This window comes from Candidatus Amarolinea aalborgensis (genome assembly GCF_900491745.1).
Taxonomy (GTDB): domain Bacteria; phylum Chloroflexota; class Anaerolineae; order SSC4; family Amarolineaceae; genus Amarolinea; species Amarolinea aalborgensis.
In genome coordinates, this window is the sequence record NZ_UETR01000018.1 from 1 (window position 1) to 20,595 (window position 20,595).

Annotated in this window: 16 protein-coding genes; 3 read left to right on the forward strand and 13 right to left on the reverse strand. The window is 62.3% G+C overall.

Annotated elements, in window-relative coordinates; translation table 11 throughout:
* The 10 genes from ACPQ6D_RS17550 to ACPQ6D_RS17595 form a co-directional block, all read right to left on the reverse strand.
* Nucleotides 1-645 (reverse strand): COX15/CtaA family protein (locus ACPQ6D_RS17550; RefSeq protein WP_423225651.1); only part of this gene is annotated, 645 nt, incomplete at its 3' end.
* Between the two features lie 208 nt (nucleotides 646-853).
* Complete coding sequence (locus ACPQ6D_RS17555; protein ID WP_423225652.1) at nucleotides 854-2,872, reverse strand: hypothetical protein; 2,019 nt, start codon at nucleotides 2,870-2,872, stop codon at nucleotides 854-856.
* A gap of 3 nt (nucleotides 2,873-2,875) precedes the next feature.
* On the reverse strand, nucleotides 2,876-4,660 hold the full coding sequence (locus tag ACPQ6D_RS17560) for a CARDB domain-containing protein (RefSeq protein WP_423225653.1): 1,785 nt from the start codon (nucleotides 4,658-4,660) through the stop codon (nucleotides 2,876-2,878).
* Nucleotide 4,661: 1 nt separating this feature from the next.
* Nucleotides 4,662-5,705, reverse strand: coding sequence for a DPP IV N-terminal domain-containing protein (locus ACPQ6D_RS17565; RefSeq protein ID WP_423225654.1), 1,044 nt, complete (start codon nucleotides 5,703-5,705; stop codon nucleotides 4,662-4,664).
* 335 nt (nucleotides 5,706-6,040) lie between these two features.
* A complete protein-coding gene (locus ACPQ6D_RS17570) occupies nucleotides 6,041-7,003 on the reverse strand; it encodes a polysaccharide deacetylase family protein (RefSeq protein WP_423225655.1) in 963 nt (320 codons plus the stop codon).
* Nucleotides 6,993-7,259, reverse strand: coding sequence for a hypothetical protein (locus tag ACPQ6D_RS17575; protein WP_423225656.1), 267 nt, complete (start codon nucleotides 7,257-7,259; stop codon nucleotides 6,993-6,995). The genes ACPQ6D_RS17570 and ACPQ6D_RS17575 overlap by 11 nt, the downstream gene beginning before the upstream one ends.
* Nucleotides 7,260-7,272: 13 nt before the next feature.
* Entirely contained in the window at nucleotides 7,273-8,010 is a 738-nt protein-coding gene (locus ACPQ6D_RS17580; RefSeq protein ID WP_423225657.1) for a class I SAM-dependent methyltransferase, read from the reverse strand.
* Between the two features lie 111 nt (nucleotides 8,011-8,121).
* Nucleotides 8,122-9,351, reverse strand: coding sequence for a glycosyltransferase family 9 protein (locus ACPQ6D_RS17585; RefSeq protein ID WP_423225658.1), 1,230 nt, complete (start codon nucleotides 9,349-9,351; stop codon nucleotides 8,122-8,124).
* Nucleotides 9,348-10,592 carry a glycosyltransferase gene (locus tag ACPQ6D_RS17590; RefSeq protein ID WP_423225659.1) on the reverse strand — a complete coding sequence of 415 codons (1,245 nt, stop codon included), beginning with the start codon at nucleotides 10,590-10,592 and terminating at the stop codon, nucleotides 9,348-9,350. Before ACPQ6D_RS17590 ends, ACPQ6D_RS17585 begins: the two co-directional genes overlap by 4 nt.
* Before the next feature lie 10 nt (nucleotides 10,593-10,602).
* Complete coding sequence (locus tag ACPQ6D_RS17595) at nucleotides 10,603-11,748, reverse strand: glycosyltransferase family 4 protein (protein WP_423225660.1); 1,146 nt, start codon at nucleotides 11,746-11,748, stop codon at nucleotides 10,603-10,605.
* 340 nt (nucleotides 11,749-12,088) lie between these two features.
* On the opposite strand from ACPQ6D_RS17595, the gene ACPQ6D_RS17600 reads away from it, so the two are divergent.
* Genes ACPQ6D_RS17600 through ACPQ6D_RS17610 form a run of 3 tightly spaced genes read left to right on the forward strand, consistent with a single transcriptional unit; the run spans nucleotide 12,089 to nucleotide 15,594 of the window.
* On the forward strand, nucleotides 12,089-13,282 hold the full coding sequence (locus ACPQ6D_RS17600) for a coiled-coil domain-containing protein (RefSeq protein WP_423225661.1): 1,194 nt from the start codon (nucleotides 12,089-12,091) through the stop codon (nucleotides 13,280-13,282).
* 48 nt (nucleotides 13,283-13,330) lie between these two features.
* Complete coding sequence (gene selB, locus ACPQ6D_RS17605) at nucleotides 13,331-15,271, forward strand: selenocysteine-specific translation elongation factor (RefSeq protein ID WP_423225662.1); 1,941 nt, start codon at nucleotides 13,331-13,333, stop codon at nucleotides 15,269-15,271.
* The gene (locus tag ACPQ6D_RS17610; protein ID WP_423225663.1) at nucleotides 15,268-15,594 is read left to right on the forward strand and encodes a DUF2442 domain-containing protein; all 327 of its coding nucleotides are present in this window, start codon (nucleotides 15,268-15,270) and stop codon (nucleotides 15,592-15,594) included. Before selB ends, ACPQ6D_RS17610 begins: the two co-directional genes overlap by 4 nt.
* A gap of 225 nt (nucleotides 15,595-15,819) precedes the next feature.
* On the opposite strand, the gene ACPQ6D_RS17615 is transcribed toward ACPQ6D_RS17610, so the two are convergent.
* The 3 genes from ACPQ6D_RS17615 to ACPQ6D_RS17625 form a co-directional block, all read right to left on the reverse strand.
* On the reverse strand, nucleotides 15,820-16,632 hold the full coding sequence (locus tag ACPQ6D_RS17615) for an REP-associated tyrosine transposase (protein ID WP_423225664.1): 813 nt from the start codon (nucleotides 16,630-16,632) through the stop codon (nucleotides 15,820-15,822).
* A 375-nt stretch (nucleotides 16,633-17,007) separates the two neighbouring features.
* Nucleotides 17,008-19,098 carry an alpha/beta fold hydrolase gene (locus ACPQ6D_RS17620; RefSeq protein ID WP_423225665.1) on the reverse strand — a complete coding sequence of 697 codons (2,091 nt, stop codon included), beginning with the start codon at nucleotides 19,096-19,098 and terminating at the stop codon, nucleotides 17,008-17,010.
* An 88-nt stretch (nucleotides 19,099-19,186) separates the two neighbouring features.
* A complete protein-coding gene (locus ACPQ6D_RS17625) occupies nucleotides 19,187-20,524 on the reverse strand; it encodes a serine hydrolase domain-containing protein (protein ID WP_423225666.1) in 1,338 nt (445 codons plus the stop codon).
* Nucleotides 20,525-20,595 lie beyond the last annotated feature (71 nt).

The window sequence follows — 20,595 nt, forward strand, 5'->3', positions numbered from 1 at the left end:
CACCAGGCCCAGGGACAAAAGCCGGGAACGGGCGCCGGGCCGCGCGGCCGTGACGCGGTAGGTCTGATTGAGCGCCGTCCACAGGCAGATGGCCAGCAGCGCCAGCGCCGTCACCAGGTGCGCCGTCAGCCGATAGTGACTGACGCTGGGGCGGTCTTCCAGGCCGCTGGCGACCATGAACCAGCCCATGAAACCCTGGAAGAGAAAAACAGCCGCAATGGCTAAATAGACGCCAGATTGGCGCCAGGGAATCAGCCCGCGCAGCAGGAAGTAGGCCAACGGCAGCGCCAGCGCCAGCCCCACCAACCGGGCAATCAGCCGATGAAAGTATTCCACGTAGAAGATGGATTTGTACTCGGCCAAGGACATGCCCTGGTTGATCTTTAGATATTCGGGCGATTGCTGGTATTTGGCAAATTCCTCTTGCCAGGCCTGTTCGGTCAGCGGCGGCGCCACGCCGGTGATGACATTCCATTCGACGATGGAGAGGCCAGAGCGGCTCAGGCGCACGTAGCCGCCTACGACCACCATCAGCGCCACCAGGATGCACATGATGTATAACCAGGTGGTGACGATGCGCCTCGGCTGCGCCTCAACCGCGGTCGCAAACCGTTGTGCGCCAGGCAAAGCCATAGAGTCTTTCATGCGAATTCCTCATGCAGTCAGTCGTCCACCGCGCAGGCGATGATGAAAGAGCCGGGGCGTCGCGTCCCACGCTGCGCATCTTTCGCCATTCGCATGGTGAACGACTAGGATGGATGTGGGTGCATCATACCACGATCATCCCCGCGGTACAAAAATCTTGTGAAACATGGAACAGCTCGATCGGGCGCGGCGCGCTTGGCGCCAGCCATCACGGCGGGAATGGAAGGATGCGATAACGATTGAAGACGAGCGGCAGGCGCACGGCCCGCGGCGCGCCCGGCGCATCCGTGGTGTAGGCGCTGATCAGGCCGCCCTCACCGTCAGCCACGTAGAGCAAATTACCGGCCAGATGCAGCCCACGCGCGTAGCTCAGGGTGCTGAAGGCGCTGACGCGCTGCGGCCTGGCCGGTTGGCTGATGTCCAGTACCACAATGCCGCCGCCGGCATCGGCCAGGTAGGCATAGCGGCCGACAACTTCGACGGCGTGCAGGTCCTGGGTGCTGGTGTACACGCCAAGCAGGGTCGGCGCCGCGGGATTGCTGGCGTCAACGATCTGCAAACCGCCGGTGCCCGCGGCCACCAGGGCCAGGGTGGAGGTCACAGAACCGCTGATGGAACGCGTGATTGCCAGGCCAAACGCGTAGCCAGGGAGGCTGAGCGTGGCCAGCCCGCCGGGCGCGGCGGGGTTACGCACATCCACGATGGTCAGTCCGGCGTTGCCATCTGCCAGGTAGGCCAGGTTTTCAAACAAGCGAATGCCTTCTGCATCGCCTGGGGTGTCGAACGCGCCAATGCGCGCGGGAAACATGGGCCGACTCACGTCAATCACCTGCAAACCGCCATCGAAACCGTCAGCCACAAAGGCCAACGTGCCAGAGATCGCCACATCTTCAGCGTTGCCCGGGGTGTCGAAAGCCCCGCGCAGCGTGATCGTTGGCGGCCGGCTGACATCAATGATTTGCAGGCCACGATCGTGGTCAGCCACATACGCAAAATTACCCGCCACCCGCACGCTGCGTGCGATGCCCGGGGTGTTGTACGCGCCGTATGGCCGCGGCGCGGTCATGTTGCTCACATCCACGAGCTGCAGCCCACTGTAGCCAGCAGCCACATACACGATCTGATCACGCGCCGTGACGCCGTAGGCATAGCCTGGGATGGTGTACGCGCCGAGCAGGCGCGGCGCGCTGGGCGTTGCCACATCTACGAGCTGCAGTCCGCTGGTGTGATCGGTGACGTAGGCCACGCGCCCTACCACGAACGCGCTGGACGCCGCGCGCGGCGTGTAGAAGAAACCGCGCAGCGTGGGTGTGAGCGGATTTGCCACGTCAATCAACTGCAGGCCGGCGCGGCCGTCGGCCACATAGGCCATCGTGCCGCTGAGGCTGACGCTGCTGGCAAAGCCGGGTGTGTTGTACGCGCCGCGCAGTTGAGGCGCGGCCGGGTTGCTGATGTCCAGAATCTGCAGCCCCACTTCGCCGCCGGCCAGATAGGCCAGGTTCCCACTGACCTGCACATCGCGCATGTAGCTTGGAAAGGGGATCGTATGGCGGCCGCGTAGTTCAGGATTGGCGGGGTTGCTGACGTTGACGATCTCCATGATGCCGCTGCAGCCACTGGAGATGCACGCGCCCTCAGACACGAACGCCAGGCCGCCGCTGACCGTGACGTTTTGGATGACGTTGGCCGCTTGATAGATGCCCAGCAGGCGCGGAGCCAGCAGATTGCTCACGTCCACAATCTGCAGCGAAGTGTAGTCGGCCACGTAGGCCACGCTGCCGACGACGCTCACGCCCAGCGCAAAACCAGGCGTGTCAAAGATGCCCAGGCGCTGCGGCTCAGCCGGGGTGCTTGCATCGTACAGGTAGAGTCCACTGTCGCCCAGCGCAACGAAAACCAGGCTGCCAATGACCTGGAGGTTGCGCACGATGTCGGGCAGCAGCGGCGTCTGCCCGACGAGCACGGGAGCGCTCGGATTGGCGATGTTGAGGATTTGCAGGCGAAAACCGGCGCCGAGATAGGCATAAGGCTCGACGACCTGCGTCGTGTAGCTCGGTCCGCCGATCTGACCTAACTGAGTCAGGATGAAAGGAGGCGCAGGGGCTAGTGGTGTGGCCGGCGTCGAGGCGGGGATGGCGTGGAGGCCTGGCTGCGCCCAGGCCGGGCTTGTGATGATGACCAACGTCAGAAGCGCAAGCCCGGCCTGGACGAAGTGTTTTTTCTGCATGACTTAGCGCCGCCGGATGGCCGGCAGGTACGTGCGCGTCGCGGGGACATGAACCTGCACGACGACCAGATTGTTGTTCGGGTTGGCATCGTTGGGCGCGGGCGAGATGTAGGCAGAGACATTGTAGAAGCCAGGCGTCACATCCAGCCACTCGAAAGCAGCGCTCACGGGCAGATGCGGCGAATTCTGAACGTTCAGGGTGACGCTGCCCAGGTAAGCGCCGGCATTGGGTTGACCCCGCCAGAACTGCACTTCCAGGTCGCCTACCACGCCAACGCCGCCCAAGTTGGAGATATCCACACTCAAGGGTACGGTAATGGTGCCGGTCACCCCGATCGCGGGCAGGGGCCCGGCCGTGGTGTGCAAATTGCTGAGCTGCAAATCCAAGAATGCGGGCGGCGTCAAGGTCGAAGTTCTAGAGTTGTTGTTTTCGCGGAACTCGCGCACCATGTTCAACGGGTCAGCCTGGACGAAGATCGGCGTTGTCTGGCTGATTACGTGTTCCCAGGCCACCTGAACAGCCGCCGGCGGGCTGTGGCGTGCGGGCAACCCAGACGCCACCGTCACGTCGCCGATGGTCAGCGAGGGGTTTTCTGGCGCGCCAACGCCGAAGCGAACGCCGAAGCGACCAGCGGCCTGGTTGCCGGTGTTGATCACCGCGGCGTCCAGCGTCAGCCGGCTCGGCTGATTCTCGAACACGGCCCAGGTTGCTGAGTAAGAAGGTCCTGCGCTGATTTCCAGATCGCTGTACCAGGTGCGATGATTGAGGGTCCAATTGGCATAGGCGTCGCCAATGGGAGTCAGTTGATGCGTGGCGCGGTCGAACAGAGAACGAACATACTGCCCCTCGAACTGCTCGCTGTCGAGCGAGAACCAACACCAACGCTGAACCAGGCGATAGTCATCCTCTGGCATTCCCAAAGCCGGGTCGCGCAGCGAATTGAACAAGTTGAAGGTGCCGGTGAGAAAGCGTGCGACGCGGGCATATTCGAAGCCGTAGTTTGCCGGCAAGAGGATGCCATACTCTGTATTGATCAGGGGTTTGTTCTGCTGCCCATGATCCTTCATCCAGCGGCGGAAACGAATGACCTGTTCCTGCACCAGGTCAATCCGGTCGTGATCGTCAATTTCCCACAGCATGCCCTGAGTGGCATTGACGCCTGGGGGAATGGACGCGCCCCACGAGTTGATCTGTTCGCGCAGCACGAAGGTGTGCATGTTCCACACATCTACCGGCATGTCGCTGCCATAGCGGCTGCGATAGCTGTTCCAGACCAGGTCAAGCCACTGTAGGCGCAAGGGGGTGCCCTGGGTGACGCCATTGATGGCAATTTTGGCCGTGGGGTCGTGCTCTTTGATGAAGGTATAGGCGTCGTGATAGGCTACGGCATAGTCCTGCGGCAGGACATTGTCTTGCCAGATGTTGTCGGCCTCATTGCCCACAATCCAGGTGCGCCCCAGGTTGCGACTGATGACCGTTGCCAGGTAATCGCCACTGGGCCGGTAGGTTGCGCCGCTCACACGCAGCATCGGCATGTAGATGTAGCCGTCCGGCTCGGCCGGCGCCAACTGAGCGTCCCAGCGAACATACCAGCCGCCGTGCAGCAGCCCTATGTCGTATCCGCTGATGGTTGAGGCCACGCCGAAACCGGCGCGCTCGTTGTCGGAACCAATGTAGCTGGGCGGGGGTTGCGCGCTCTGATGTACCATGGCCAGCACGATGAAAACCGGCCCGGCGACATTCCAAAAGCCCGCCGGCCAACGCAGGCGTCGAAGTGATGTGCGCATGTTACCTCCCATGCCAGGTGGGGAAACGATCTACTGATTTCTCGTTCGTCAGGCGGCGCAGATTCGAGCCATCGCGCGCCATGATGTACAAGTCCCAATTGGGGTCATCGCGATCGGAGGCGAAGACGATGGACTGACCATCCCGCGCCCAAACCGGTGTGATGTTATTGGCGGCCAGGTCGCTGATGCGCCGCACATCGCTGCCATCAGGCTTCATCACATAGATGCCGAAGTTGCCGTTGCCTTCCTGGTTGCTTTGAAACAGAATCTCGCGGCCGTCCGGCGACCAACGCGGATACAACTCGTCGCTCTTGCTGCTCGTCAGCGCCTTTTGATTGCTGCCGTCCGCGTCCATCACGTAGATGTTGCGATCGCCGTCGCGCTCAGAGACAAAGGCGATCTTCTGCCCATCGGGTGACCAGTCGCCGCGGCTTTCGTTGGTGGCGGTCCTGGTCATGTTCTTGATGTTGCTGCCATCCGCGTTGCAGGTGTACAACTGGAAGATGGCATTCTCTCCCCGATTCGTCTGGAAGAGAATCTTGTTGCCATCGGGCGACCAGTCGGGCGACCAGCTGTGGTTGGCCTGGAACGGCATGAGTGGATGCTGATTGCTGCCATCCACATTCATGACATAGATCTGCAAGGCTTCTTTGTCCATGCGGTCGGTGACGAAGACCACCTGGCTGCCATCCGGCGACCAGGCCGGTTCGACGTTTGTTCCAATATCGGCGCCGGTCGTCAATTTGCGCTTATTGTTCCCATCGTCATCCATGATCCAGAGCTGAAGATCATCGCTCGGTCCAGAATGCCAAATGATGCGCCCGGGCTGCGGCGTGGCCGTTGGCGCGGGGGTGTCGGTGGGTGCAATGACCAGGCGCGACGTCTCCGCCGGGGGGTTGAAGTACATCAACGCCGCGGCGCCCCACACGATGACAGTAAACGCGGTCAATATCAGGCGACGCCGAGTCTGGCTTCCGAAGATGGCGCTGCCCAGGCCGCTTAATCCCAACAGGATCAGCAGGGCAATGATCAGGTATCGTAACACGTCTTCACCTCACATCACAATCGGTTATGGTTTGACCAGGATCTTTGACTCCATCGGCGGCATCCCTTGCAACACGCCATTCCTACGTAGATGACGCGTCGAGCAGGGCCACACCGTGTTTGTCCTGTGTGGGCGATCACGGACATCACTGGGGAAAGAGTGCGCGGAATTTGTGCAATCCGGCAAATGCCGCCGCGCGATTCGTCGGCCTCATTCCCCTGGCGAGGTTGCATTGGGCAGTGACGAGACGGGTAATTGGTCGCATTATAACACGCGCAGCGCGTAACGTTCAAAACTTACGTCATGAAGTCCATCATGCGCGTGTGGGCTGCGCATCACCAGTCGGTGGTGAGCAGACGCATGACGTCCGCTGTGCTGTAGCTGCCGCGCATGCGCACGCGCGTCAGCTCGAAGAGGTGCTCACTGCTGTGGGTGGCGCCTTGACGAACGGTCACCGCGCCCCAGAAATTGGCCGACTGCACCACCTGCATCGCCAGGGCATCGTAGCGGCCGCTGGGGTAGCAAAAGACCCGTGGCGTGAAGCCGAGACGGCTTTCGATCATTTCGCGTGAGCCGAGTGCTTGCCAGACCAGGAAATCCAGCGGTTGGCCGGCCAGGTCGGGATGATTGCGCGAGTGCGAGCCGATGTCCATGCCGGCGTCGTGCATGGCGCGCAGCTCATCCCAGGTCATGTAACCGGGACGGCCGGCATCCACAAAATCGGTAATGACAAAGAACGTGGCCGTGAAGCCAGCTTGTTTGAGCAGGGGAAACGCGTGGTCGAAGTTGTCCTGGTAGCCGTCGTCGAAGGTGAGCACGACGCTCTTGGGGGGCAAGACGGGCTGACCGGTCGCCAGGTAGCTGATGAGATCACTCAGGCGCACGCTGACGAAGCCTGCCGCGGCCATGGCCTCGATCTGAGCAGACAGTTGCGCGGGCGTCACGGACAAATCGCGCCGATAGATGTCGGCATCGGCAGGCGGCTCAGAGACATAGTGGTACATCAGAATAGGTGCGTTCGCCGTCCGCACGGTTCCGTCTGGGGTAGGGCCAGGCGTGACCGTGGCCGTGGGCGTCAGGGTGGGTGTGGTCGTGGCGGTCGGCGTCGCGCTGGCGGTCGGCGTTATGGTCGGGGTTGGCCGGTCGGTTGGGGTGTTCGTCGGCGTGGACGTAACCGTCGGCGTTTGCGTGGGGGTCCACGTCGCCGTCATTGTTGGCGCGGCGACCGGGCCGCATGCGCCGAGAGTGAGCAGGAGCCAGGCCGCAAGGAAAAGCAGGCCGTAGGCGTTAGAATTCAATGTCAATGCTCTGGCGCTTGGACACGATGACATCGCCATTGGCCTGGACGCCCGATTTGCGCGCATTGCGCTCGAGCGCGTCGTCAATCAAAACCCGCCAGGCAAGCAAGAATTCACGTTCAGAGGCATGCATATGCGTCCAGAATTCATCGGGCGGGCAGAACTGATCCATCTCGCGGCGCAGCCCCTGGAACCCATCCAGGAGCCAGAATGCCCACGAGAAATCGGCCGACGAATCGTGGCGTTGAGACGGCATGCACAGAACCTTCCTACTTACGCGCCAGGCAAATGATGGATGTACCGATGGGCAGGGAGAGGCGGCTGATCAATGCGGCCTCCACTTTGCCTACGCTGCTCAACAGGGCATTGACCACCGGCGACGCGGCTTCCATTTCAACCTGGTAGGCGTCTTCATCGAAATGGGGCGACGCCAGTTTTGGTTCGGCCCGGCCCCGGCGCAGCAAGATCAAGCCGGCTGCCAAGGGAAAGGCAAAGAAATTGTTGTAGCTTGTGTGCAAGACCTGGAAGCCTTGTTGTTGCAGCTTGGACGTCAGCTCGGGCGCGGTGTAGCGGCGCTGATGCGCGTTGATGACGTCGTTTTGGCTCCACAGCCACATCAAGGCTGGCACCGTGACCAGCAGATGGCCGCCCGGACGCAGAACCCGGTGACATTCGGCAAAGACGCCGATCTCGTTGGGCACATGCTCCACGGTGTCGAGCAGCGCCACCAGGCCAAAGGTGTTGTCGGCAAAGGGGAGGGCGTCAGCGCTGCCCTCGCGCACGTTCAGGCCGCGTGCGCGCGCCACGCGCAACGGTTTGGGGTTGGGGTCAATGCCGGTCACGCGGCCATAATGAGCCAGGTGATGGGCCATGTTGCCCGCGCCGCAGCCCACATCGAGCACGAGGCGCTGGCTGTCGGCCGGTAAGAAGCGGTCGAGCAGTCCCAGGATGGCCCGTGTGCGGCTGGCAAACCACCAGTGTTTGTCTTCTTCGAGCATTACTTGCATGTCTGTTTTCATGAACACCGTCTGATGCGTGATTGAATAGGGTAAGCCATGCCTGACATTGTACCTCAGACACAGCATGTAGACAAGAAGATGTAGTGAGTGGGGTCTGCTTCAGGCCAACGCGGCCGGCAGCGCGGCCAAGACCTGCTCTACGGTGATGGCGCGCACGCAGGGATGCAGAGGCAGCGACGCGTCTGTGAAGTCAAGCCGGTTGCAGGGCGCGCAGGTCCAGGCCGATGTCAACACGCGGTGGCGCCTCGGATCGCCCCACGGGCCAAAGGCGGCCGCGTCCACCGGGCCATAGAGGTGAATGGTGGGGGCGCCTACGGCTACTGCCAAGTGCATAGGGCCGCTGTCCAGGCCGATGACCAGGGCGCCGCGTTGAAATAGGGCCGCCGCCTGCTCCAGGCTGGTATGACCTACGAGCGAGGGCAGCGGCTGCGGCAGGCGCGCGTTGATGGCCTGCGCCAGCGACGCTTCCGCGGGGCCGCCGGTCAGCAGCAGTGCCAGCCCTTTCTCCTGCAGGGCGCTTGCCAGCGCGGCCCAGGCTTCCACGCGCCACAGTTTGACCGCCGCGCCGCTGCCTGGCTGCAAGATCACCAGCGGCTGCGCAAGCAGAGCATGCTCACGCAGCCAGACTTCAGCCCAAGTTGCGGCTGTCTCGCTCACCGTGAAGTGCAGCGGCGCCGGCTCCGCTGGCGCTTGGCCGGTGGCGGCCGCGGCCAGAGTCAGGTTTTGCCGGACTTCGTGCTGGCGCGGGGTGTAGGGAATCGCGGTGGTCAGGAAAGGCGCACATTCGGGGATGGCAAAGCCGATGCGCTGCGGAATGGACGCGCGTTGGGTCAGCCATGCGCCCCACCAGTGGTCGAAGCGCAGAATCAACGCGAGGTCAAAGCGCTGCGCGGCCAGGCGCGCAGCCTCCGCGCGCAGCAGCCGATAGGGCGCGGTCAGACTGGCGGCCGGCTGGCGCGTGAAGCCGGGGAAGGGCAGGGTGCGGATGTCATCCAGGGCCGGGTGGCCGGCCAAAACGGCCTGACCCCACGGGCCAACGAGCGCCGTGATGTGCGCGGCGGGCCAGGCCTGGCGCAGATGGTGCAGCGCCGGCGTGGTAAAAAGCAAGTCGCCCAGGTGATCGGGCCGGATGACCAGGACGCGGCCTGGCGGCGGCATACGGTTCGCGGCCGGCGGCGCTGTCAAGCGGCTGCGAGGGGCCAGTAGGCGCAGCAGGAGCAGCCGCAACGCCTGGCGACCGCTGCGCCGTTGGCGGCGCGCATTTTCTGCTTGATGGCGAGCCGCCAGGGCGGCCTGGGCCGGCGTTGACCAGGTGAGGGCGTCGCTCATGAGGTGTACACCGCTTCGAGCTGCGGTACGATGCGTTCCCATCCATAGTGGGCCGCGGCGAACGCATGCGCGCGGACGCCCAACCGCGCACGCTGCTCGACGTTCGCCAGCAATTCTAGCACAACCTGAGCGAAGGCCGCGGCGGTGTCGGCCAGGCGCAGCTCTTGCCCGTCACGCAGCCCAAAACCCTCGGCGCCGAGGGTGGTGGAGGCCACGGCCTTGCCCAGGGCCAGCGCCTCCAAGACTTTAAGCCGGGTGCCGCCGCCCATGCGGAAAGGTAAGACGCACACCGCAGCCCCGACCAGGTAGGGACGCACGTCGGGTACGCGGCCGGTCACGGTGATATTTGGCCGGTCAGCCAAACGCGCCAGGCGCGGATGCGGCTGTTGGCCCACGATCCAGAAGTGCACGGTGGGAATGTGGGCGCCTATGCGGGGCAGAATTTCATCCGCAAACCACAGCGCCGCATCCACGTTGGGGCGATAGTCCATCTTGCCGCTGAAGACCACGGCGTTGGGCTGCATCTCTGGCGCAGGCGCGCTGCAGCCGGGCGCGAAGGTCCCCAGGTCAACGCCATTGGGTACTACAGCCACGTTGATCCCGGGCAGCAGGCGGCGCAGAGCCTCCGCATCGGCCTGGGAAACGGCCACCACGCGGTCGGCCAGGCGGCAGACGGCGGCCTCGTAGGCGGCCAGCTTGCGCCACTGCACCAGGGAATAGGCTGCGCCAGCCCACCGCGCCGGGCGGCGCAGGTCGGCCAGGGCGGTGCGCTGCTGCAAGAGGTATTCGGCGTTGTGATCATCGAACACCAGGCGCGGCTGGCCGCCTCGACGGACTGCGGTCCAGGCCGGCTGCTGCTGCAGCCAGCGTGCGTAGGGCGCCATCTCAATGCCTTCCACCTGGAGCACCGCGTAAGGCGTGGTTTGCACCAGGTTGAGCAAGGCTTGTTGATACGCGGCTACGCCGGCCAGGCGCAAAGCCATGTCGGGCAGCGGCGTGCTGACGGTGGTGAGCAGACGGCGCCACGCCGGCCGAGGCGGGGGTGCAGGCACGGTGATGACCTGACGGCAGAGCGTGGTCAGCGGCGTTTGTGCGGGCGGTGGATCGGCCGGCTGCGTCAGGCTCAACAGGTCCACGTCGTGGCGCTGGGCCAGGCCGGCAATCAGGTTGAAATTACGGATGGTGGTGCCCTGGTGTGGGGGAAAGGGCAGCTGCGGTGTGAGAACGAGCAGACGGGCCATCAGGTTCGCTTCAAGGCTCTGCGGCGGGAACTGGAGCTAACGCGCTGATCGAGCGGTAGACATCGAGGGTTTCGCGTGCGGCTCGCGCCCAGGAGAAGCGCTCCGCGCGCTTGAACCCCTTCTGCTGTAATTCTGTCCACACCTGGTCATCCGTGAGCAGCCGCCAAAGCGCGACGGTCAATTCCTCAACGTCGTTGGGCGCCACCAACAGCGCAGCATCGCCGACCACCTCTGGCAAACTAGAGACGTTCGCCACGACGGCAGGGGTGCCGCAGGCCATGGCTTCCAGCGGCGGCAGGCCAAAGCCCTCGTAAAACGAAGGGTAGGCCAGGCAGCGGGCGGCATTGTAGAGAAATACCAGATCGTTCTCCTCAACCGGGCCGAGGAAAAGGCATTGCTTGTTGAGCTTCAGCTCATTGACCAGGTCGTAGGCTTCCTGAGAAAGCCAGCCTTTGGATCCTGCCAGGACGAGGGAGACATCGAGTTTATAGTCGTCGAGCAGGCGGCGGAAGGCGCGCAGCAGGCCTTGCACGTTCTTGCGCGGTTCGATGGTGCTGACGAACAGAATGAAATCATTGGGCAGGGCGTAGCGCGCCCGCACCTGCGCCACGGCGTGGCCGCGATCCATGGGCAGGTAGACCGGGTTGGGCGCTTCGTAAATTACCGTGATTTTCTGCTCGTCAACGCCCAGGAGATTGACGATGTCGCGGCGTGTGCTGTTGGAAACGGCGATGATGTGATCGGCGCGTTTGACCGCGTCTTCGATCTGGCCGTAGTAGCGGGCGCTGGCTTTGGTCAGGAAATGGGGGTAGTGGAGGAACGCCAGGTCATGAATGGTGATGACCGATTTGCAGCCGCGCGGTTTCCACTGGGGCGGGATGAAGTCGGTGCTGTGGAGAATATCCAAATCCAAACGTGACCACAGCATTTCCAAGCCCAGCAGGTAGATCTCAAGCCGGTTATGGCTGGGTGTCCAGACGGCGTGCTGTTGAAAGTTGGCCTGACGCGCGAACTCGGTTTGATCTTTGCGATGCTTGAAAATGTGAAAGTCGTCGGTTTGATCGAGCGCCGCCAGGGCCTCGATCAAACGCCACGTGTACTGGCCGATGCCAGCGCGGGTGTAGTAGGCGATGCGTGCATCAATTCCGATGCGCATAGAGACGTTGTTTCTCCAATGGGATGCACAGGATCTGGAGGTTGGGACAGGTCAACATCTTACCATCAGGTGTAGACTCCGTCAAATGATACAACAGCAGCTCCAAAATGTAGTCAGGTTGTTGACCACAGAAATCACAAAGAACGCAGAGAAGTTGCCGATTTGCCTCTGATCGGTCGTTTCTTTGCGTTCACCCACCCCCGCCTGTGTTCTTTAGTGGTTGAATGTGCGCCACATCTGGAATTCCTGGTGCAGGCCTGGGAAGTCTTGCGCCGTCGCGGACTCATGCTATAATGGGCGCGGACATACTGCCACCGAGAATAGTCGAAAAAGAGGGTTCATGGATACAACACAACTGGCGCAGATGGTCTCCTGGTTGGATGAAGAACATCGGCGAGACCGCGGCGAGGTCGCCAAGCTGCAGCAGCGTATAGAGAGCCTGAATGTCGAGATGCTAGAGCAGGCGCGCCGCATCCAGGAGATGGAGGGGCGCCTGGTCAGCACCCAGTCGCAGCTCGTGCGCTTTTCCCAGGTGGACGAGGCGCTGCAGCAGTTGAAGAACGAGGTTGTGCTGATGCTGCAGAAGCGCGAGGAGCAGATGGATGCCGATGCGCGCGAACGCGAGCGTCTGCGCGGGACCGACCGCGAGACCCTGTCCCGTGGGTTGAATGAGGTGCGCAAGGAATTGAACCGCTTTGGCCGCATCGAGGAAGAGTTGGCCTTGCGACGCTCTGAAGATCAGCGCCTGAGTGAGCTGGTGCTGACGCTGCGCCAAAGCGTCGCTTCGCTAAACAAGGAGATAGATGAACGCACCCGCAGTCTGCCATACCTGGCCGAGCAGCGTGTGCAGGATAATAAGCGCATCGTGCAGCTGCAGCAGGAAACGGTTGACCTGTTCAAGCGGATTGAAGAACAGGCGGGCAAGGTGCCGCTGCTGCAGGAGAAGCTGCAGAAGCTGGAGCGGACGGTCGTCACCATTCAGCCGATTCCACAGGACATCAAGCGCGAGCAGCAGCAGTTCATCGAGCAGATGCGGGTGGCGGATGTCGAACGGCAGCGCGAAGTGACCAAATGGCAGGATGAATTTACGGCACAGCGCGACGTGATTGCCCGCCAGCGCGAGGCGATGCTGGCCTTTGCGGAACAACTGGAAGTGAGTAAGCGCGCCGTCTCCACCATCGAGGGCTTCCAAGACACGATTCGGCGTGAAATGAACCAGGTAGCAGAGCTGGAGCGCATGAGCGAAGAACGTCAGCGCAAGGAGATGGAAACCTGGCAAGCGGAGAACGAGAAGCGTTGGAAGCGCCAGATTCTGCAGTGGGAGCATGAGGTGCAGGAACAGGACAAGATCAATCGCCAGTTGGCCGCGCGCTTCCCTCCCCTCGAAGAGCGTCAACGTGTGTACGACGCACAAATTCAACACCTGTGGCGCTTGCACGAAACCGAAGGCCTGGCGCGCCTGGCTGAAGGCCAGCGCTGGCTCGGTCAACTCGAAGAGGCGCTAAAGGCGCGCGTTTCGACGTATGGGGAGTGAGCGGGGGATAGAGATTAGAGAACCGAAACCGTGTAAGGATGTGCCATCGTGAGAGTCATTGGAACGGCCGGCCATGTGGATCATGGCAAATCCACCCTGGTGATGACCCTGACCGGCATAGACCCTGACCGGCTCAAGGAAGAAAAAGCGCGCGAGATGACGATTGACCTGGGCTTCGCGTGGATGACGCTGCCCGCGGTCAACGGACAGACCGACGGCTCGACTGAGCTTGCCGAAGTCCGCGTGGGGATCGTGGATGTGCCGGGTCACATTGACTTCATCAAGAATATGCTGGCCGGCGTGGGCGGCATTGACGCCGCGCTGCTGGTGGTGGCGGCCGATGAAGGGGTCATGCCCCAGACGCGTGAGCATGTGGCGATTTTGGATCTGCTGCAGATTCCCACCAGCGTCGTCGCCGTAACCAAGATTGATATGATCGAAGACCCGGACTGGCTTGAGTTGGTGCAGGAAGAAATCGGCGATCTGCTGGAGCCAACCGGCCTGGCTGGTGCGCCCATGGTTTTGGTATCCGCGCGCAAGCGCATCGGCCTGGAAGACCTGGCGCGCACCCTGGCCCGCCAGTTGGCGCAGGCGCCGGCGCGGCCTGATCGAGGCCGTGCGCGGCTGGCTGTAGATCGGTCGTTCAGCATCGCCGGCTTCGGCACGGTGGTCACGGGCACGCTGCTCGACGGCGCACTGCGCGTCGGCGATGACGTCGAGATTCTGCCGGCTGGCCTCACGAGCCGCGTACGCGGGCTGCAGACCCACAAAGAAAAGGTCGAGATCGCGCCGCCCGGCAGCCGCGTGGCTGTCAACCTGATCGGCGTACGGCCCGACGAAGTCCCGCGCGGCCAGGTTGTCTGCCTGCCGGGCACGCTGAGCAGCAGCATTCTGCTCGATGGACGCGTGCGGCTGTTACCTGGGGCGGCGCCCCTCAAACACAATCAGTTGGTGGATGTTTTCAGCGGCGCGGCCGAGGTGCCGGCCTACGTGCGCCTACTGGATGCGGAGATTTTGCAGCCGGGCGGCCAGGGCTGGGTGCAGTTTCGCCTGCAACGGCCGCTGGCCCTGGCGCGCGGCGATCATTTCATCATCCGTCAGCCATCCCCCAGTCACACCCTGGGCGGCGGACTGGTGGTTGATCCGCGCCCCGCGCGGCGCTGGCGCCGTTTTCGGCCGGAAACGATCAGCCGCCTGGAAACCCTGTCGCACGGGACGCCGGCCGAAATCTGGCTGCAGGCGTTGAGCAAAGACGAGCCCGCGCTGGTGCGCACGGTGCATGAGCGCAGCGGACTGGCTGACAGCCTGGCCCAGGCGGCGTTGCACGAAGCATGGCGGGCCGGCGATGTCATCCTGCTGGGCGGCGCGACCGAACCCGCGCTGGAGACGCTGGTCATCTCACGCAGCGGCTGGAGTCAGGTCCGCGCGCGGCTGGCCGCGATTCTGGACGAATATCATCGCGGCTATCCGCTGCGCGGCGGGATGCCCAAAGGGGAGTTGAAATCGCGCGTGGATCAAGGACGCGCCGCGCCGTTGGCGCCGCGGGCCTTCAACGACCTGTTGGGCTACGCCGAGGGCGTGGGGCTGCTGCAGGTGAGTGAGGCGGCCGTGCGGCGGGCCGACCACGCGGTGACTTTCAACGCCAGCCAGCAGGCGTTGGTCAAGCGCCAACTGGCCGCGTTTCGCCAGCAGCCGTACACGCCGCCCGGTCTGACCGAGGTGCGCGCGGCGTTGGGCGATGAACTGCTGGCCGCGCTGCTGGAGCAGGGGCAGTTGGTCAAGCTGAACGAGGATGTGGCCTTCAGCGCCGCGACCTACCAGGAACTGCTGGCCGCGGTCAGGGAGATCATTCAGCAGGAGGGCAGCGTCACCGTCGCGCAGGTGCGCGACCGCTTCAACACCAGCCGCAAATACGCCCTGGCGCTGCTGGAATACCTGGACAGCATCCGCGTGACCCGCCGCGTGGGGGATGCGCGGGTGTTGCGGTGAGTGATATCTACGAGGGTGTCGGTTTTGAAGTTGTTGCGCCGTACACGTTGCGCATCGCATTTGATGACGACAGTGTCCAGACCATTGACTTTTGGCCGTTACTGCGGGGAGAACTGTATGGTCCTCTGCGTGACCTGAGCCTGTTCAATCAAGTCCGCCTGGACGTCGAAGCCGGCACCTTGGTCTGGCCGAACGAGGCCGATTTCGACCCCGCCACCCTGCACGACTGGGTTGAGGTGAGAGATGCCATGATCGAGATGGCGCAGTCATGGCCTGTGGTACAGAACCAACTCGAATCACAGCCTGAGGCGGTGCCTGCCTGAAACGATCACGGCCTTTTTCTTTTTGCTTCGGCCAAATGAAACCCTGGACGGGTTGCGAGCGGCCAGCCGAGTGCAGGATGTGCGGGTGCTGCGCTGGGCGTGGTGCGTCAGAAGCCCGGCTTCTCCAGGAAGTCGGGCTTCTGATTTTTTACGCCGACATGTCGCCGCTCTGGCTGTCGGACGCGTACTCTTTGGAGTGCGGCGACACGTCGCCGCACTCCAAAGTCAGAAGTCATCGGGTACCACCACGCGATCGGTCTTCAGTCGGCGCACGGTTTCCACAAAGCTGCCTGGAGCATGCTCGATAAACCATCCCGCTGAGCACCAGGGATAGTCGGTCGCTCTACGCACCAAGCCATGCTTCACTGGGTTCCCGTGCACATAGGCCAGCCTCGCCAGATAGGATCGCTCGTAGGTAATCAGGCTATCCCAATACTGGAACCACACCTTACGTCCAGGTGTGCCGTCAAGGACGTTGAGTGCCTTGGCGGTCAACATGTGCAGCTTACCGATCAGTCTGCGCAACGTGCGGGGGTCATCCGGCGAACGTCCGACAAAATGATAGTGATTCACCAGAATAGCCCACGCCTCCAACGACCAACCGAATTCGGTCGCAACCTGGAACAGACAATTCTGAACGAGATCGAGCCTGGCTGGCGTATTCAACAGTCGAACCTTTTTGTACGTAGAAGCGGTAACCATGTAGATGCCAGGCGTGAATAGCCAATGCGGAGGCGCGTGGGGCCAAGAACTAATCACGGCATATTCTTTGGAGTGCGGCGACGCGTCACCGCTCTGCCTATCGGACGCGTGCTCTTTGGATTGCGGCGACGCGTCGCCGCTTTGTACACGGCGTGTGTGCGGCGAGGCGTCGCCGCACTGGCTATCGGACGACTGCTCTTTGGATTGCGGCGACGCGTCACCGCTCTGGCTGTCGGACGCGTGCCCTTTGGATTGCGGCGACAGGTCGCCGCTTTGTGCACGGCGTGTGTGCGGCAACGCGTCGTCGCACTCCAGATGTTCGTTGGCGGACTCCAAAACTATCATCCTGTCACCTCCCTCAGAAACCGCTACATCTCCTCTTCCCGCAGAGGGCAATGGAACCCGCGCAGCAGGTCAGCGATGAGTTGCTCGCAGTTGGTCTGATCGCGGCGACTAGCCCCACGAAGAACCCACGGTATCGGGCTCACGATCATGCGATGGGCATGGTATACAGGACAAACGACTTGAATGTAGTTTTTTAGCGGAAACGAGGAATTCAGAAGGAAAATGGGCCTGATCCTGATGCGGCTGGTGCTGCACCCGGCCGGCTACCACGAATAGGCCAGGTCTGGCGAAGCCGCGCTTCGTCAGACCTGGCGAAAGACCAGCGCAATCAGGTAAGACGGATTGGCCGCAGTCACTGTCCGGCGCCTATTGCGGTTTGATGCCCAGCAGCAAGTCCATCACGTCGAAGGCCGCAAATCCTGCGGGATACCACTCCGGGTCCGGTTTGAGCCAGTTGTCCATGGCGATTACAGCCAAGCCGTCATCGGGAGCGAGCTGGATGTGAGTATTGACGCCATCGCCGGCGCCTGCATGGCCCGCCAGGCGGTGGCCGGCTTTCTCGCCGACGTACCATCCCAGCCCATACTCTCCAACATAGGGTCCATACCAGGGACCGAGAGCATCCATCCAGGGGGTGCTGGCAACCGATGTCCACATGGCGTCGATGCTCTCAGACTGCAGCAAACGCCTGCCATTCATCGTGCCCTCGTTAAGGATGAACCGGGCCCACTTGGTCATGTCGTCACAGTTCGACCAGAGGCCGCAGGTCGGGGCGTCACGGGGATCACACGCGATCTCGATCGCAGCGGCCTTGCCATCGTCGCCGGTAATGTACCCGGTCACGCGCAAGTTAGGATCGACCTCCTCCGGCACAAAGGTGGAATTCGCCATGCCAAGCGGCTCCAGCCAGCGCTGGTGCATGTAGCTCTCGAACGGCTGGCCAATCACCTTGACGATGATGTCGCCCAGCATCGAATATCCCCAACCGCTGTAGTTGTACTGCTCGCCGGGCGCGGACAACAACTGCTGATCGCTCAGGCTGCGCACGGCTTGTTCGAGCGGATCAATCGCCGGGTCGAGCGGGGCATCCCAAGGGATCGGGGCTTCAGGCAGGCCGGACATATGGCTGAGCAGCATGCGCACCGTGATATCCTTGTAGCGCGGGTCGGCCATGGTGAAGTACGGCAGATAGGCAGTAACCAGCTTGTCGAGGTCAATCTTGCCTGGCTCCACCAACTGCATAATGGCCATAGCGGTCATGGACTTGGAGATGGAAGCCTGGTTGAACACCGAACGCGGGGTCATGGGACGGTCGCTTGCCACGTCGGCCAATCCAAAGCCCTTGCTGTAGGCAACCTGCCCTCCCTTGACGATGCAAAGCTCGAAGCCGGGCACCGGGTAGTCTGTCACCGCCTGGTTGACAATTGTTTCGATCTTGGCCACGGTGGCGTCGTCAAGCACCGCTTTTTCTACTTGGGCAAGGAACTTCGTGACGTGCTCCAGGACAAGGTTTGTTTGCAGGAAGGTTGTGCCGTGGTCGTAGCCTGGCAGCGATGCAAATGTGGCGTTTGGCAGCTTGTTGGTCGCAGCCTTCAATGCAGTATTGTCTTCATCGTACGCGCCGGCCAATAATAGGATGGGCATCGTCATATCCGGTAAATCAGGGGCGAAGTTTTCGGCGCTAAAGGATTGAATGTCAGCGATTGCGGCCTCAAAATCGGTGGCAGCATAAAGGGCATAGGTTTTGGCCTCCGAGAAACCGTAAGAGCCAGAAAAATCTGCTACCTCGCGTCCATATTTTTCAGGAGTGAGCGTGCGATAACGCGCAATATCGGCGCTGGGATCGAAATCCTCAGGGGCTTCGCCGCCGATGATCAGTGACGAAAGACGATCAGGGAAATACTTGGCTAGAGCCCAACCCACCGTACCGCCCATGGAGTAGCCAAAGTAATGCACCTTGTCAACGCCCAGCTCGTCGAGCACAGCAACGATGTCGGCGGCCTGTTTTTCCAGGACATAGGCAGCTGGATCGTGGGGCTTATCGCTCTGGCCATGACCACGGGCATCGATGAGGATGAGGCGATAGTTCGCTTTGAGTGCGTCGGCATAGCCGAAAACCCGCCAATCTTCGAGGCTGCCGGTAAACCAATGCACCAGGACCAAGGGCGGGCCCTTGCCCTCGACCTCATAGTGAATCCTCACGCCATCGTTTTTCACGAAGCCGGAGAGCACGTCAGATGGCTTTTCCTCCGAACCTGGCGATGTTGGTGTCACAGGTGGCGCCTGAACGGTTGCGGTGGAAACCACGCTGACGGTAGGTTCAAGTGTCGCCGTCGGTGGTACTGGCGTGGCCGTGGGCGGGACCGGTGTCGCCGTCGGCGCAGCGGCCGGGGCGGCGCAGGCGGCGAGCAATGCTGCCAGCACCAGAATGACAAAACTGCGATTAAAATGTAACATCGTTGGCACTCCTTCCAGTTGTCATGGATCGAAATTGCATATCGGTTGGGTGATCCGCCCCGGATCGCCCAACCGATCGCCTGGGCATCTATTTGTTGATGCCCAGCAAGGCATAAGCCACATCAGCCGCTGCCATCCAGGCCGGGTAGTTTGAGTCGGTGCCCCAGTTGGCTAACACCGTCACGCCCAGGTTGTCGTCGGGCGCAAGCTGGAAGCCGGTGGTCTGGCCCGAACCCCCGCCGGGATGGCCGGCCAGAAAATGGCCGCCGTCTTTCGCCACACTCCAGCCTAACCCATATTGCCCGGCCCACGCACCGAAGATCTCGTCGAGACCGGTCGGCGCCTCTACCTTCCAGAGGGTATCGTAGGTCTCAGGCTTGAGGATGCGCGCGCTGTCCAATTCGCCCCGATTCAGGTTAACCCGCATCCAACGCGTCATGTCCTCGCAAGTGGAATAGAGGCCGCCTGCCGGTAGGTCTATGCCCTTGGTGTGGGTCGCTGGCATCGCCTTCACGACCGCGTCTTCACCGGTTGTATGTTCACCGACCAAGGCATCGGGCGGGATCGCCGCCGCATCGAAGGTCGAGTGGTTCATCTTGAGCGGCTTCAGGATGTTCTGGACGACATACTGGTCATAGGGCAGGCCTGATACCTTGCCGATGAGGTCGCCCAAGATGCTAAAGTTGACCGAGGCATACTGCCATGTTTCGCCGGGCGCCGCTGTCAGCGTGTCGTCGCTCAGGGACCGCACGTACCACTCAAGCGCTGCGTCCACTGCGGTTGGCTCCACACTTCCCGGCGGTGTTGCCGTGACTGCTTCGTCGGTCAAGCCCGATGTGTGCGAAGCGAGCATGCGCACGGTAACGTCCTTGTAACGCGGGTCGGCCATCTCGAAGTAGGGGAGATAGGCCGTGACCGGCTTGTCCAGATCTACCTTGCCTTGCTCGACGAGTTGCATCAAGGCAACGCCGGTGAAGGACTTGGTAGTGGAGGCAATGGCGAAGACCGATTGGGGTGTCACCGGCCGATCACTTCCCAACTTGGCCACGCCGAAGCCCTTGCTGTAGACCTCACTGCCATCCTTGACGACGCACATGGCGTAGCCGGGGACCTTATTCTCCTGCATCGTCTGTTTTACCAGCGCCTCGATCTTGGCCAGGGTAGTGGCGTCCAGTGAGACCGGTGTCGACGCAGGCGGAACAGGTGTGGCCGTCGGCGGCGCCGGTGTGGCCGTCGGCGGCGCCGGTGTGGCCGTCGGCGGCGCCGGTGTGGCCGTCGGCGGCGCCGGTGTGGCCGTCGGCGGCGCCGGTGTGGCCGTCGGCGGCGCCGGTGTGGCCGTCGGCGCCGCGGCCGGGGCGGCACACGCGACCAGCAGCGCGGCTAGTAAGAGAATCGAGAGAACACATGAGCGATGAATGGGCGACATGGTACTTTCTCCTATACGAGACAACTTCGAGCCTAAACTTAGGCGGCTTCAAGGACACGTTTGGGCCGCGT